The organism is Shewanella sp. SACH (genome assembly GCF_001887095.2).
Lineage (GTDB): Bacteria > Pseudomonadota > Gammaproteobacteria > Enterobacterales > Shewanellaceae > Shewanella > Shewanella baltica.
Genome location: NZ_MPDG02000001.1, coordinates 1,031,862 through 1,046,777 on the forward strand (window position 1 = coordinate 1,031,862; position 14,916 = coordinate 1,046,777).

16 protein-coding genes and 2 pseudogenes are annotated in these 14,916 nt (G+C 42.5%); 10 read left to right on the forward strand and 8 right to left on the reverse strand.

Going from position 1 to position 14,916, the window contains the following annotated elements; genetic code table 11:
* Positions 1–120: 120 nt before the first annotated feature.
* The 5 genes and pseudogenes from BM607_RS21775 to BM607_RS04570 all read left to right on the forward strand — a co-directional run.
* Positions 121–207: pseudogene (locus BM607_RS21775) on the forward strand (AlpA family phage regulatory protein); the annotation flags it as partial.
* 37 nt (positions 208–244) lie between these two features.
* The gene (locus BM607_RS04550; protein WP_071939732.1) at positions 245–1,708 is read left to right on the forward strand and encodes a YfjI family protein; all 1,464 of its coding nucleotides are present in this window, start codon (positions 245–247) and stop codon (positions 1,706–1,708) included.
* Positions 1,709–2,055: 347 nt separating this feature from the next.
* Positions 2,056–2,733 carry an inovirus Gp2 family protein gene (locus tag BM607_RS04555; RefSeq protein ID WP_071939733.1) on the forward strand — a complete coding sequence of 226 codons (678 nt, stop codon included), beginning with the start codon at positions 2,056–2,058 and terminating at the stop codon, positions 2,731–2,733.
* A 425-nt stretch (positions 2,734–3,158) separates the two neighbouring features.
* Positions 3,159–3,506: a hypothetical protein gene (locus BM607_RS04565; protein ID WP_071939734.1), complete on the forward strand. Its 348-nt coding sequence runs from the start codon at positions 3,159–3,161 to the stop codon at positions 3,504–3,506.
* A gap of 38 nt (positions 3,507–3,544) precedes the next feature.
* Positions 3,545–4,288: a hypothetical protein gene (locus BM607_RS04570; RefSeq protein WP_071939735.1), complete on the forward strand. Its 744-nt coding sequence runs from the start codon at positions 3,545–3,547 to the stop codon at positions 4,286–4,288.
* A 183-nt stretch (positions 4,289–4,471) separates the two neighbouring features.
* Here the strand turns inward: BM607_RS04570 and BM607_RS04575 are convergent, their stop codons facing one another.
* The 8 genes from BM607_RS04575 to radC all read right to left on the reverse strand — a co-directional run bounded on the left by BM607_RS04575 (position 4,472) and on the right by radC (position 9,123).
* Positions 4,472–4,756, reverse strand: a complete 285-nt coding sequence (locus BM607_RS04575; RefSeq protein ID WP_011920070.1) for a CopG family ribbon-helix-helix protein — start codon at positions 4,754–4,756, stop codon at positions 4,472–4,474.
* Between the two features lie 285 nt (positions 4,757–5,041).
* Positions 5,042–5,764: a lecithin retinol acyltransferase family protein gene (locus tag BM607_RS04580; protein WP_071939736.1), complete on the reverse strand. Its 723-nt coding sequence runs from the start codon at positions 5,762–5,764 to the stop codon at positions 5,042–5,044.
* Between the two features lie 80 nt (positions 5,765–5,844).
* The gene (locus BM607_RS04585; RefSeq protein ID WP_071939737.1) at positions 5,845–6,411 is read right to left on the reverse strand and encodes a site-specific integrase; all 567 of its coding nucleotides are present in this window, start codon (positions 6,409–6,411) and stop codon (positions 5,845–5,847) included.
* A gap of 45 nt (positions 6,412–6,456) precedes the next feature.
* On the reverse strand, positions 6,457–6,864 hold the full coding sequence (locus tag BM607_RS04590; protein ID WP_071939738.1) for a DUF2787 domain-containing protein: 408 nt from the start codon (positions 6,862–6,864) through the stop codon (positions 6,457–6,459).
* Between the two features lie 194 nt (positions 6,865–7,058).
* Complete coding sequence (locus BM607_RS04595) at positions 7,059–7,472, reverse strand: DUF2787 domain-containing protein (protein ID WP_071939739.1); 414 nt, start codon at positions 7,470–7,472, stop codon at positions 7,059–7,061.
* A gap of 245 nt (positions 7,473–7,717) precedes the next feature.
* Entirely contained in the window at positions 7,718–8,074 is a 357-nt protein-coding gene (locus BM607_RS04600; RefSeq protein WP_071939740.1) for a type IV toxin-antitoxin system YeeU family antitoxin, read from the reverse strand.
* Between the two features lie 139 nt (positions 8,075–8,213).
* On the reverse strand, positions 8,214–8,576 hold the full coding sequence (locus BM607_RS04605) for a hypothetical protein (protein ID WP_071939741.1): 363 nt from the start codon (positions 8,574–8,576) through the stop codon (positions 8,214–8,216).
* 40 nt (positions 8,577–8,616) lie between these two features.
* Positions 8,617–9,123: a DNA repair protein RadC gene (radC, locus tag BM607_RS04610; protein WP_071939742.1), complete on the reverse strand. Its 507-nt coding sequence runs from the start codon at positions 9,121–9,123 to the stop codon at positions 8,617–8,619.
* 134 nt (positions 9,124–9,257) lie between these two features.
* On the opposite strand from radC, the pseudogene BM607_RS04615 reads away from it, so the two are divergent.
* The 5 genes and pseudogenes from BM607_RS04615 (at position 9,258) to BM607_RS04635 (ending at position 14,866) form a co-directional block, all read left to right on the forward strand.
* A pseudogene (locus tag BM607_RS04615) lies at positions 9,258–9,439 on the forward strand (AlpA family transcriptional regulator).
* A 195-nt stretch (positions 9,440–9,634) separates the two neighbouring features.
* A complete protein-coding gene (locus BM607_RS04620) occupies positions 9,635–11,131 on the forward strand; it encodes a sigma-54 dependent transcriptional regulator (RefSeq protein WP_071939743.1) in 1,497 nt (498 codons plus the stop codon).
* 76 nt (positions 11,132–11,207) lie between these two features.
* Positions 11,208–12,737, forward strand: a complete 1,530-nt coding sequence (locus BM607_RS04625; protein WP_071939744.1) for an AAA family ATPase — start codon at positions 11,208–11,210, stop codon at positions 12,735–12,737.
* Complete coding sequence (locus BM607_RS04630) at positions 12,730–14,319, forward strand: VWA domain-containing protein (RefSeq protein WP_071939745.1); 1,590 nt, start codon at positions 12,730–12,732, stop codon at positions 14,317–14,319. The genes BM607_RS04625 and BM607_RS04630 overlap by 8 nt, the downstream gene beginning before the upstream one ends.
* Before the next feature lie 13 nt (positions 14,320–14,332).
* Positions 14,333–14,866, forward strand: coding sequence for a HEPN domain-containing protein (locus tag BM607_RS04635; protein ID WP_071939746.1), 534 nt, complete (start codon positions 14,333–14,335; stop codon positions 14,864–14,866).
* Positions 14,867–14,916 lie beyond the last annotated feature (50 nt).

A 14,916-nucleotide genomic window follows, 5' to 3' on the forward strand; every position in this document is an offset into this window, starting at 1 on the left:
TCATGTTTTCACCTAAAGTCATCTACGAGGCAATAATATCACCTCTATTTAGGTGGCCAAAATTAGTGTGCCACTACAGACAAACAAAACCCGCGATCTCCGCGATACGATTCGACTTTCCCTAAAAAAGTGACACTTGGGGCAAGAGCCGTTGGCTGGTACATGCAAGAAGTCGAACAGTGGCTACAAGGTAGAAGATTTTACTGACCTTAAGAGTGATTAACTTATTAAATAAAGGTGGATTATGAATAGTTATTATTACCAGAAATCATTTCCAATCTCCTACGGTTATGTTCCAAATCTAACCGTCGCTCCTAAGATGGAGAAAGCGTTTGAAGAAGCAAGAGCATTTCTGCAAGCACCAGACGGTATGATCTTGGCTTGTCAGTTAACGTCGATGGCAACCGCTATGCAAGGAGTGTTCAATGTTGAAATTCCAACTCGGAAAATCGCTCCAGTATCACTCATGGTAATGACCATTGCACAATCGGGTGAACGTAAATCGACCGTTGATAACTTGTTCATGGGAGAGATTAAAAGTATTGAAAAAGAACAAGAGGCTGTTTATCAGAAAAGTTTAAAAGACTACAACATTCAGATGGATATACATAAGGAAAAAAAAGCAAAATTAAAAAAGACTATTACGCTGGATAATGCTGAAAATGAACAGACAACCCAGCAATTGGTAGCATTATCTGAACAAGAACCTACAAAACCTCGAGCCCCTAGAGTGATATATGAGGATACCACCAGTGAAGCGTTACTTGATGGTTTAAAAAATGATCTGCCTAATGTTTTTTTCGGCTCCAGTGAAGGAGATCTAATATTTAAAAGTAGGGTTATGAGCAACGCTGCTAATTTTAACCCGATGTGGAGTGGTGATGATATGACGGTAAATCGAAAAACCTCACCATCTTTTAAATTAAACGATATTCGACTATCGATGCATATCATGGTGCAACCAGATACGTTACAGAACTTTTTGAATAAGTCTAACGTTAATGTCCGTGATAATGGCTTTCTATCTCGGATGTTGGTTTGCGAGCCACTTTCTACCTGTGGTTTTCGCCAAGCTAATGGTCATCGGCATTCCCGTGAGGGTATCGAAGAGTTTAATTGCAGGATTAGACAATTACTCGAGCAGTCATTGGGATTAGTTGATTATCGGCATCGACAAAAGGTGGTTTTTTCTTCGGCAGCTGAAAAAGTCTGGTGGAATATTTATAATGACATCGAAACTAAAATGGCTCCCGGGGGCATGTATGCATGTGCAAGAGACCATGCATCCAAGTTATCAGAGAACATTGCCAGAGTTGCCGCCTTGATCCATTGTTTTGAACATCCAGACGATTTTGAAATATCTTTAGAATCCTTGTGGTTAGCCGTTGAGTTGTTAAGTTATTTCTCAAATGATTTTATGCGAGTCTTTTGTCCTCCACCTAAATATGTGCTGGATGCATGTGCGCTGAACGAATGGCTGAAGCCATTTGCCGCTTCGGGAATAAGATACATAAGAAAAAATTATATTTTACAATATGGTCCAAACTGTATTCGTAAAAAAGCCGACTTACAAGCTGTATTAGATTATATAAAGCAAAACAACCCAATGGCAGAAATTATGATAGATAAGACTAGAGTAATGGATTTATTTTGCGATCTTCCTCCTGATAATGCCAAACTAGCTGAAAATCTGGCGCACTATTCATGAGTGTTACTTTTTAATCAAAATAAGTCGTTTAACGTTTAACGTTTATTTCTCAAGATTTATTTATTTTGCTCATAGTATGCATATTAATTCAGAGTGGTGATAAATATTGATCTCAGTAAACTTTATTATCTAAATTTAAAATTTCGCTTGAACCTGGTTGGTTTTCGATAATTTTGATTTAGGGTTTTAATAGTATTGTATCTGTATTTTATATATTACTTGCTTAATGTTTTTAATTTAGTTGTCTGGTGTATTGCTTGGGTGTTTCGTATTCATCAAAATTAGTTTATTAATTTTGAGTGGTTGACTACACCCTTTAAATAATGATGGGAAAGGGAGGGTGAGTTATGGATAGTATTTTTAATAGGAATTTAACGGTGTTAACAACACCTCGATATGATGGATTGCAAACACTTTATTTTAAGAATGGTGCTATTGAAGAATATCTGAATAAAATTACAAAGGTTATAAATGGCGTGGTCATGGAGTATTCAAAGGTGTTTGCGATAAGAGTTGATCTACGATTTCCTGATACGTTTGAATCGAGTGATACAGCAGTGATCACCCGTTTCTTCGAATCATTGAAAGCCCAGTTAAAAGCGGATTATCAGGCGAAACTACGAAACACAACTGACGGTCAGGTTCATGCAAGTAAGTTATTTTACATTTGGGTTAAAGAGATGAGTGGAAGGGATAAGTGTCATTACCATGTCTGTTTGTTCTTCAATGGCCATGCATATAAAAGTTTAGGGAAATTTGAATTGGGTCGGGCTAATATGTATAACCGAATACACAAAGCTTGGGCGAGTGCACTAAGGTTAGATATTTCCCATGCTCAAGGGTTAATCCATTTCCCTGAAAATGCTCAATATTTACTGTGTCGTAACCAAGCTGATTTCACTTACATTTACCAAGACTTGTTTAAAAGATTAAGTTATTTTGCTAAAACTGACACGAAAATTTATGGGAATGGCAATCACAACTTTGGTTGTAGTCGTATCTCGGGTCGGTTACAAAGTTGGTGATTAACTTACTTAGCACGATTGCTGCGAGTACAAATAGGGAAGTAAAGGGCAAGGGGCTCAAATCCCTTGCTTTTGTGTTTATAGAGAGTAGCAGTATATTCATAATCGCTCATCCATGCGAAGACCTCTTTGCTGATGCATCTCTCAATAGACGGCTTCTTTTTGGTGGCGGATACACAACACGGTCAATCGTTCGCTGCCATCATACTGGTACATTGCCAGATAACCGGTGTCACCAAAGTCGATAAGCAGTTCCCTAAAACAATAGTCATTGCCATAGATAGGACGACTACTTTCGGAATTACAATAAACTAGCTAACGAAGACGGTCACTTGTTGTGAATTTTTTGACATGCCTTGATATGAAGCCTGCTAAAATAATAGATGGTTTAAACGAAACAACCGATAGAGGCAGGGAGCAAAGCAATGACGATAAACTATCGAGCTATTCATACTCGCAGTCCATGGCGAAAAGCACGACATTCATCGGTAGAAATGGCTATTAAAGGCCCTGATGGAGCCTTAAACTTGTTGAGAAGAAAAGGGCGTGTCGGAAAAAAATGGGATGATTATGGTTCCGTGTCATGCGTCTTTGTGTGGGAATCTGGTGAAGATTCGGGGTATGCATTTAGGCTGAAAGCTACGTCAACGACAGATGTTGAAGGTGTTATAATTCCAATAGATAAATTGTTGGCCCATGAACAAACGAGTAGCTGTAGTCAGGTAGATATTGATAGGTATTTTTCGAGTCCAGAATTTACAAAATTTATGTGACGTTACTTATATGTTATTTAGTTAGCAAAGGAGTGTATATGGATAACAGTAAACTAATCAAAATATCTAACGAAAGTGCTGCAAAGGCTTTTATACGAGGAGAGTTTAGACGGCTTAGGGAGCTTTTTAATTCGGTGAATGATAAGCATAATTTAGCGTTTGAAAGAAAAAATAAAACATTGAAAAATTTTTATCAACTACAACTTGATATCAATCGAGAATCTTTGTTTGAGTTATTGATTGAACATAAAACTTTTAACAAGGGAAAAACCGCAGAGCTAACAGAATATATATATGTTGGCGCCACGGCTATTGACATAGAAGGTTATAAATATACAAAAGATGAACATTTTTATCCACTTTGCTCCCACATAGTGGATAAAAAACGGCCTATGCGAAATGATGGATATTGTATCAGAGCATTAGTGTATATATCTGAGCATGCAATGGCAAGAATGATTACTCGTAATAGTAAACAGAGCATTAAAGTCGTTGTTGATACGGTAGCAGGTATATTTAATGAGAATACAATTAGAATGATTTACTCAGATGCCGATGTGAAATTTGAAGATTTTGTTGTGGTTACAAGAAATTGCTATATACCTTTTGTTCGTCAAGAAAACTCAGGCATTCCAATAATGAAAACATGGGTACCGGAGGAACATTGGGATGATAACAATTACATGAAATTATCGAATTTAGCACATTCATTGATTGCAGGTGAAATTAGGGTTTTTGAGACTAGTGTATTTAACTCGGAAGTCTATCTATCTCCTAATTGATAGTGGAGTGAGCTGCAGATATATTATGGCGATTATTTTAGTATTGGACAGGCCTTTTTTATCATCAGTGATACAGTCTAAATTTAAAAGGTAAAGCGGTCAGTTAATTCATCGAGCGTCAGGCTTAAATACGAAGAGCTAAAGGTCAGCGTTCTAAATCAGCTAACGCAGTGGCAGTGAAGACTATTTGTGGCAGGTAGGGGCAGCCTTTTCATTTTCACTTCCCCAGGACTCCAGCCAACTCACCACTTCGTCACCGGTGACATGCAAGCCTGATGTCTGGTGCTCTTCCCATGCGCGTAACGCTTCTTGCTGCAGCGCCTCGCGCTTCTCTTCTCTCTCAACGTATTCACGGATCGCTTCACGCATCATCCAGTGTGATGAACGTTTACGAGTTTCGGCTAAATGCTCGACTCTGGCTTTAATATCGGCATCTAATTTAACCGACACGGGTTTGATTGTGCTCATCTGTTACTCCATAGGTAATGCTTAGTACTACTAGGTATTACCTTAGCATAACGTGGTACAAAAAAATAATGATTACACGTTTACTTGCCTGTTCGAGCAACGCCATAAGCTCAAGGATGATAGAAGATAGTTTGTATCACTTAACTGGGCAAACATGTTACGCCGTCATTACGCTAATCTTCAACGTAATCGCAAGAGAGTTGAAAACGATAGCGGCGGCATGCCGCTTCGTTTATAGGTTTGGGTAATGGGTGACTGAGTACTCTCAATATTGCAGGTGAAGCATCATGACCTTAGCCAGTGCCATGCATCGGCTATCAGCTCAGCACCGGCTTTTACGCCATTGATGCCCACTTCTGCTGTCGTCAGCACGGTGTTTAAGCCGGTTTCTACACTGCCCATGACGAGTTTGAACCCTGCATCGGCTATCTCTCCTTGGCTTAAGCAAGCATAACTTTCACCTAGAGTTTGGGTGGTGCCTTTTAGTAGGCATTCGGCAGGTTTAGCGACAAGATCTCCAGGTGTCCCTAGTAGTGTGTTGACGTTGTCGGGTAGCCCTAGGTATTCACCGGTCATTTTGATGGCGGTAGAGGCTAACACGACGTTTGCGACAGTTCCCGTGGCCAGCTTTGAAGCAGCGCTCCCCATTAAGCCTGCTCTGGCGGAGCCTTGCAGCGCAATGTGGGTGAGATTACTGACTTGATTGGAGGTGCTACTTCCCGCTAAGCATTCATTGACGAAGTGCTCGCAATTATTGGTAGCTACGCCGTATGGACTGTGACCCAGCTGACTGCGTGCAAGCTCAATGGCCTGATGGGGAAACAGCGTGGATTTCTTTACTCTAACGCTATGGCCACCAGCAAATTGCTGCAGATCGATTTCTTCGATGATGCCCTGTTTAGATAAGTGAATCACATTGCCATGGCCAACATAAAGGCCGTGGTGTTCGGTTAAGCCAAGTGGATCGATATTGGTGACCAGATGATCTCCGGGTTGAAATGTATACATGGTATGTACTCCAAGAATAACAACGCAGATAACTTTAGGTCGCATCTGCCAATGGGTTGAATAGGGCGTGCTGATTGACCTCAGATTTCCAGCTCGACAAAGTCTTTATCGATTTGCTGTTGAGTAATGCCGATATAACGCAGGGTGACCGCTTCCGATTGATGCCGCAGCATGCGCATCACCCGGCCAATGTCTTTGCAGGCTTGGTACAGGAGATAGCCGCGGGTTTTACGCATCGAGTGGGTGCCCAGGGCTAACTTGATATCGTCACCGACAAAGGCAAACGCTTTGGCTACTGCACGCCGTGTCAGCGGTTTCGCGGGGGCCTGCCGGTCTTTGGCCTGGCTCGAGCGGTGGGATTGAAATAGGTAAATATGCTCGGGATGACGCTGGTGGATCTCCTCAATCAACGCCAGCGTCTTAGGATTGAGCTTGATGCTGGCGCGTTTACCGGTCTTCTGCTCAATGATGCTTAAGCGATCGCCGTCGATATCGCTGAACTTGATCGCCAGTAAGTCGGAGATCCTAAGGGCCAGGTTAAGGCCGATATTCCAGACATCTGCCATCTGCTGACCAAAGTGACGTTCGAGCAGGTAACTGATAAGCTTGATAGTGTCGCGGTTCTTGACCGCTTCGACTTCGTTCATGATTGGTTCCCTCAATTAGCTATGTGATGATTGTGGGCACCAAGTTCAGTCGGTGCTGACTTGAACCTGATAGACTTCCATCTCCACGTAGTTACAGAAGTTCTCCAGCAGCAACCTCACCAAGCTGTCGGCTTGCTCGAGGTTACAGCGGCCAAAGAAGCTGTTGTAGACCTGCTTCTCCTGAAACAGCACTTCCATTTCTTTCTCAAGCTCAGGGAAGGGGCCGCCGCAGTAAGCAAAGTCGGTGAAGTAATTGAGATACCAGCAATCCCCCTGGCGGTAGAGGTTGATCTCCACTGGGTGATAACCACCTCTCTCCGCACTGTAGTCGGGATCGCGGTAGTTAAAGGTGACGATGTTGAGGTTGGGCTTATTAAGTGCGGCCAGTTGCCGTTCTAACAATTCATAAAAAGGCTCTGGCAGTGGCAGGATGGTTTCGTGGTGTATTTTCATGGTGGACTCCAAAAACAAAAAGCCCGCTAACGACGGGCGTTGCAGGCGGGGTAGATTGTTGTTAACGACAGAGGCTTGACGTAATGACTAGGGTGACAAGGGCGCGGGTTTGATGTGCTTAGCTCTTTGATTAGAGGAGAACTGAAAGCGGTAGATATGGTTAGGATGCTCGCGCGAAATGAGGGCGAGGCGGGTTAATCCATACTCACCTGCACCTGATAGGCTTCCATCTGGTAGTAACTGACAAAGTTATCGCTAAACAACTTAATCAGCCCCTGTGATTCCCGCTCAGTAATCCAGCCGCTAAACAGGCTATAGACCTGCTTGCTGTTAAAGCAGATATCGATGTCTTTAACCAGTTCAGGGAAGGGATGGCCGCGAAAAGCAAAGTCGGTGACGTAGACGAAACGCCAGTGATCTTGCTGTTTCTCAAGCCGCACTTCGACGGGATGAAAGCCGCCGGCTTCGGCGCTGTAATCTGGATCTCGAAAATTAAGGGTGATGGCGTTGGCGTCTTTTGGTGTGACGTCAGCCAGTTCCTTTTCGATCACTTGGTAAAAACGATCAGGCATCGCTGGCAGTTGATTACGCTTGATAGTTAATGTCATGGAATATTCCTTATTTAAAAACGGGCATACGCAAAAGCCAAGGCGCAGTTACGCCTTGGCTTTTGCTGTCTATGCGGTTTGGTTAATAAAACGGGTGTTGGCTAAGCGGTTTAATGTGAGTCGCTAAGGGCTGCTTGCTAAGGCTTTTGAGCTGGGAGATTAAAGTTTGGTGGTTATGTTTAACGAGATTAGTACTGGCTTACGATAATGAACGGGTTATCGAGTGAGGGCGAGGTTGCTGGTGGTCAGTGGCTTAGCTTTGGTTTAGTTTCGGTTTGATAAATCGCAATATACAAATAGCCATGGCTGCCTAAGGTGTCAGCCTCACAGGTAAAGCCAACGTGCTCAATGGTGACGCAGTACTGCTCAGTGGCATCAATATCGCCGGTGGCCACCAGCCGTTCAAGCTGTTTAACCATGGCGGGAAAGGCCTCGATAAATTGTTGTTTAATTGCTGGTGGAAATTCACCGACAAAGCTTGAACGGTCATTGAGATAATCCAAGTGCAGACCACGTAAAATCAGCCTTGCACCAAAGCGGGGAGATACTTTACGGGGTAAGCCCCAGGCGTGCTCAATATCGAAAAGTTTTAGCGTTGTCATAGTGACCTCAATGGTTGAAAAGACCTTTAGGGAGTAGGGGGCTCATTAGCTGACTAGCGAGAGCAGTGATAAATACCAGTGCTAGTAAGAGCGGTCAATACAGCCGACTAGTGGAGTGGGTGATGACAGGTAACGTTCTTTAGGTGTGTACACTCCAATTAGGCTGTTCATTACTGCCATGGTTGAAGTACACACCGTTGATCACACGCTGCCATTCACCTGTTGGCACACCATAACTATCACAGGGGCAAACATAGCGGCAAAAGCTGATCTCCTTGGGCAAGTGCTCAACCACATCACGGTGAAAAACAAATAATACGGTTTTATGTAGCTCGCGGTGTGGTGCAACGACTGGCTTACCAATCACTTGGCCCATGGCATTAAGTGGTCTCACAAACATCGGCAAAATGAGTTCAACCGCTAAACGGTTACGCAGTTCAGGAAACGCGGCACAGGCCTCGGCGACACAGGCCTGTGAAAAGCTATCAGTAAATTCAATCATGATGGACTCCTTAAAAAGGTGTGGCAGGTTTAAACGCTGGCTAGAGTAAGCCGCGCTCAGCAAAGGACACTGGTGTGCGGCCAACCACGATATGGTCAAGCACACGCACATCGATAAGCGCTAATGCATCGGTTAATCGTTTGGTGATGTGCTTATCTGCAGTTGAAGGTTCAGATTCACCGGACGAGTGGTTATGGGCAAAGATCACCGCCGCCGCATTGATCGCTAACACCGCCTTAACCACTTCTCGGGGATAAACACTGGCGGCATCTAAAGTGCCAAAGAACAACTCTTTAAACTCGAGTAATTGATGTTGATTATCGAGCAGCATTACCGCAAACACTTCTCGCTCATAACCGCCGAGTTTGTAAGTTAAAAAATCCTTAGTGGCCTGTGGATTGGTATAGGCGTCCTTCTTCACATAGCGTTCGGCAATGATATTGGCGGCAGAGGCTAGGACTTCTTCGGCAGTCTGCGGCCACTGCTTAATCGGCTGGTCTATCAAGTTGTCTGGTTTAGTTTTGGCGTGCGTCGCTTTTGTTGACATATCTGGCTCCTTGAAAGCGTTAATGGGCTTATGCACTGGAGTGATATATATCTGAAAAGATTTGGAAAAGTTGAAAGTTACTGGCATAGGTAATGGAAATAAACCATTACCAAGAGTTCAGCATGACGCCAAACATAAAGCTAATTCGAATGAAAGATGTGATTGACACTACTGGCTTAGCCCGTTCAACCATTTACAAGTACCTTGATAAAGGTATTTTCCCAAAGCAGTGAAACAGGGCAGTAGATCTGTTGCATGGGTTGAAAGTGAAATACAAGGGTGGATTTTGGCAAGCATTAAGGTAATTAATTGTTAGGTAGTAATCGACATCAACAAAAATGAAAACCAAAGAGCTGTAATAGGCAATATTGATTCTATTGATTCTATTGATTCAAATGCATTGAAAAATGGTTGTTTTTCTGTAAATTATCATACGCAACAAGTCTGACGACCAAGTGCCAGTACGGCATGATCGCTTCCACTATTGATAAATTTAAATGTTGGTTTAGGGATGAACATAATTAACGAAAAAGTGTTGGTTAGTTGGATTGGTGGCAATGATTTAGAATCAAAGGCGAGTAAAATGACTGGCCCTATATGGGCGACAGTATCTGATGTTACTTTTGATAAGCTTGAGCTTATTTACAATTATCCGTCGGACCTAGTTACTCCGTATCTTGAGCTACTCAGTGATAATCTGAGTTGTCCAGTCAATGCCCGTAAGGCCGATTTATCCTCGCCAGTTGATTTTGGAGAAATTTACCTAGCTGCAGAACGGCTACTGGACAGTATTAGTCGTGAAGCCATTGCACTGTCTATTTTACTGAGTCCTGGTACACCTGCTATGCAGGCTGTATGGATATTACTCGGTAAAACTCGATTCGCCTGCAACTTTTATCAAGCATCAAAAGAACAAGGCGTTAATACTGTAGAAATTCCTTTTCAGCTCACTGCTGAGTATATTCCTTCGATGACTAATCTAGCCCCTATTGAACTTGGGCAACTTGGTCTATTGGGCTCTGATGCTGATCCCGCCTTTGATGACATTATTACCCTTGATCCTGAAATGTTACTACTTAAAGCCAAGGCTCAAGTTTTAGCATCGCATGAAGTATCTGTGCTGATTTGTGGTGAGAGTGGTACCGGCAAAGAGATGTTTGCTCGGGCAATTCATAATGCAAGTGCGAGAAGGGGCAAACCATTTGTTGCGATCAATTGTGGAGCATTTCCCTCAGAACTTATCGATTCAATACTTTTTGGTCATAAAAAGGGGGCTTTTACTGGTGCTGTTTCAGATAAGGTAGGAGTTTTTGAATTGGCGCATTCAGGTACTCTTTTTTTGGATGAGTTTGGCGAGCTTGATAGTTCAGCCCAAGTCAGGCTCCTTAGAGTATTGCAGGATGGTAAATTCACTCGCTTGGGAGATAGTGAAGAACGTAGCAGCAATTTCCGTTTAATCACAGCAACTAATCGAGACTTGATGGCTGACGTTTCCAAGGGTAGGTTCAGGGAGGATTTATTCTATAGGGTTGCCATTGGTGTGTTGTCATTACCACCTCTAAGATCTCGACACAGCGATTTAGACCATCTAGCAGATCAGTTTACCGCCATGCTCACACAAGAATACCCTTCTTTAGGTGGTAAAAAAATTTCCACTGCTGCAAAAAAAATTATCAGTAATCATCGTTGGCCTGGAAATATCAGAGAGCTGAAAGCAACGATTCTTAGGGCAGCCTTATGGTCTGAAACTGCCGTATTGGAAGAAGTTGATATTCGCAGGGCGATACTTTCGACGCTCCAAAATAGTGAGGGCATTCTTGAAAGAGATATATCAAAAGGTGTTGATATAAATAGTATTATTGATCTAGTAGAACGACACTATTTAGAACGAGGATTGGCATTTACGTCAGGAAATAAACGTAAAGCGGCGTTGTTACTCGGCTACAACAATCACCAAACTTTAAATAATCGCCTTAAAAAACTCGGTCTAGAAAACGACAATGACTAAATTGGCATAAAAGTCGCTATATGAGTTTGACCCTGAATTAAGCCAGGGAATGCAATTCAACATAAGGAGATCCACTGTGACACAATTAACGGCAATACAACCACTCTCACGTAAAGATAAAATCTCACAGCTTATGGCTGCGATGAATGTTGGTCTGTTAGAGCGAAAGGAACAAATTAAGCTGATTTTACTTGCCGCGCTTGCTGGTGAGCATGTTTTGCTTGTAGGTCCTCCGGGCACCGCAAAGAGTGAACTGGCCAAACGGCTAAAAAATATCTTTGTTGAAGCGAGTTATTTTGAGCGTTTGTTGACACGTTTTTCTGTCCCAGAAGAAGTCTTTGGGCCTCTTTCTATTCGTGCATTAGAGGATGATAGGTATGCTCGTTTAACTAGTGGTTATCTACCTGATGCATCAGTAGCTTTTATTGATGAAATCTTTAAAGCAAACAGTGCCATTTTGAATAGTCTTTTAACCATATTAAACGAGCGAGAATTTGATAATGGTAATCGTCGATACAAGGTGCCCTTAATTTCGGTTATTGCTGCGAGTAACGAGTTACCGGAAGGTGAGGAGCTTTCTGCTTTATATGATCGCTTTATGTTACGTAGTTTTGTCGGTCCATTGTCCGATAGTTCATTTAGTGAATTATTGCAGCTTTCAGCTGAAAAATTTGAGCCTGAGCTGAATATCCGACTCAAGCTAGAAGATCTTACTGAGGTGCAGCAGTTAGCTGACAAGGTTACCCTGAGTTCTTCTGTGCTGGCATTGTGTAAAGAGTTTCGGACATATCTAAATCAAGAGAATATTTACGTTTCGGATAGGCGTTGGCTCAAGTTGATAAAACTGATGAAGGTATCAGCATTCACCTCTGGATTGACGCAAGTGAGTAACTATGATGCATGGGTTTTACCTCATTGTCTGTGGAATAAGCCGGAGGAGTTTTCTGGGCTGCAAGATCTCTATAATCAAGCTGTAGCCATCAATGGTGATTTTACAGATGAACGTGTATCAAGTTTAGTGACAACTTGGGAAGGGAGATTAAAGGCTGATAAGTCACAACAAAAGCAGAAAGTAGACAACAAAGGTCGGCCACTGTTTATTAATGATAAAGGTAAGCAGACATTGCAATCCTCTGTAGAAGTCCAAAAAACAAACGCTAAAGGTGAAGTTCTTTATTGGGATGACTCTGCAAAAAAAGAGACAACTTCAAGTCGTGAACGCTATGGCCCGTCATTCATGCCCGTTATGATTAATCAACCGTTTAATCCCGATATGGAATCAATTCGTTATTCTGAAGCCCATATTAAGGGGCGTGTTGCAGGCGTAGAAGAAATTCTGGCGAAGATAAAAAACCACATTAACGCTTTAAGCAAACAGCGAGAAGATGCTAAGACAGTATTTGAAAGCCATCTTTGGTTAAATCCTGAACTGCTTTCTAAAGTGATTGCGAGTTTAGATAACGCCCTTGAATACAGCCATAAATTATCCAATCGTCTGGTAAAAGTGAAACAAGGTTTTGAAGCCTTGCCACGGGAACAAGAAGTTGATTTGTCGGACACTAGCATTCCAGTTGATGCAGTGTTAGAGGGTGAACTCTGTGAATGAACAAAAACCAACACCAACACAGCTGGCTCCTGCACTTAATATTTTAGCTGGTTTGGAGCGGCAGTTAGTTGATATTGATTTATTACCTGATTCGTTGGTGCCAGCTGTAGCTACCCTACCAGGAGGCGATTTATCTACTCGCTGTATGACTATCGCATTATTGCGAAATCAGTTGTTGGCGGGAGAGTCATTGTCACAACCTTGTCCTTGGTTACCTGAGGCTGTTCAGCAAAACATTGTTAATGTAATTAGCCGTTCAGGTATTGCAACTTATTGTCAAAATAATCCGCAAGTCACCGATGCCTTGATACTGGATTTACTATCTGCTCTTGAAGGTGCTCAGACAAGAGCATTAATCCTTGCTCGGCAATTAGCTCAAATCAAATATAAGCAGGCGTTAGAAGTGCTGAAAGAGGAATTCGCCGCTATCCAAATCAAACGAAATTCAGCCAAACTTAAAAATTCACTTGTTCTTTCAGATGCAAAAAAACTTGAATATCAGCTCCAGGCTGAATTAGAGGCCTGGTTGCAGTTAATTAATGTTAGTGGACAACATCCATTTGTATTGCCATCAGTTTGGGCCGAAAGGTTGGAAGTCTGGCAAATACTTTCAGAGATTTTTGATGATTTAGGTGTGGTCACTGGTCTTGGTTGGGACCTATCGAAAGGAATGCTGCAAAGCCATGGTTGGATGAACATGGTGCGATTACAGAAGCTGGTCGAGCAAATCCCACAATTGCGTGAAGTGATTGAAACCCTGGGGCGCATGAAAGGTTGCGACGGTGAGCCCGTGATTGAAGAAATTATCTCTAAGATGAGCGTAACGAAAAGGCGCGATAAAGAGATTTCTATGCCGCTTGTGCCAATGGAAACCAAAGGGATCACTCGTTCTGACTCAATCAGTCGAATGTTGCCTCAAGAAGCGGCTTTTTTGGGGCATCCAGTCCTTAAAAAACTTTGGCATGCCCGGCGAGCTGAGCATGCATTGCTCAGTTATGCTGTTGAAGGCACGGACATCATCACTGAAGAGGTTACATTTGATCAAGAGGTTAAGGAAGAAAAATCCGGCTTCAAAATAAATCGTAACCGTGGTCCCATGATTGTTTGTCTAGATACTTCTGGTTCCATGCAAGGAACACCAGAGAATGTTGCCAAGGCGCTGGTGTTGCAATGTATCAGTGTGGCTAAAACCGAAAAACGTGCTTGTTATGTTTACCTATTTGGTAGCCGCGGAGAAGTGACAGAAATGGAACTGACACCCGATGCTGAGGGTTTAGAGCGGATGATACTTTTTCTGTCCATGTCATTCGGCGGCGGTACAGATGCAGAGGGTCCACTTAATTTGGCTCTTGAGCAAAGTGATAAAAATAAATGGCATCAAGCAGATATATTGCTCGTTAGCGATGGTGAGTTTGCGGTGTCTTCTGGACTAACCCGTAAAATTAGTCATCGTAAGGATAATCGCGGATTGAGTATTCATGGGATTGTTATTGGGTCGCGTTTGTCGCCGATGGACAAGATCTGTGACCCGTTGCATCTGTTTTCAAGTTGGTTAGACCTGCAAAATAACGTATATCAGTGATAAGGGAGCACGTGTGACAAAAGCTAAAGATAATTTTGAAAAGGCAATTCAAGATGCTGAATGGATTTTAGAAGCCTATGACCATTTAAACAAAATTGAAGGTAGGGAAAGAGAACCTGAGGAGCTTAAGCGGGCTGCATTGATCATGACCTTAACCGCTTGGGAAACCTATGTCGAAGATGTCATTGAGGAAAAGTTGACAGCAGATTTGAGAACCCTGGCTGGCTCGAATATTGGAAAATTTATTACATCGACACTTAAAACTGAGCTTAAGTATTTTCATACCCCAAATTCTCAGAAAACTAAGGGAATGCTTGAGCGGTTTTTATACATAGATGTGACCGAGAAATGGACCTGGATTGATGGTGATATTGAGCAAGTTCAATCCAAACTAAACCAATGGATAAAAAAGCGAGGTGAAGCAGTTCATCGGTCTATTAATGACAAACAAGCGACTCATTTAGTAAGCCGGCCTGATATGAAAAAATGCCTGACTTTTTTTAAAAAGCTCGTAGAAACAACAGATTTAGCTATAGATGCAGTGTAGAGTGGGCTAATATCTTCAATCGTTGAAATATAAATGACTAAGCATAGGGA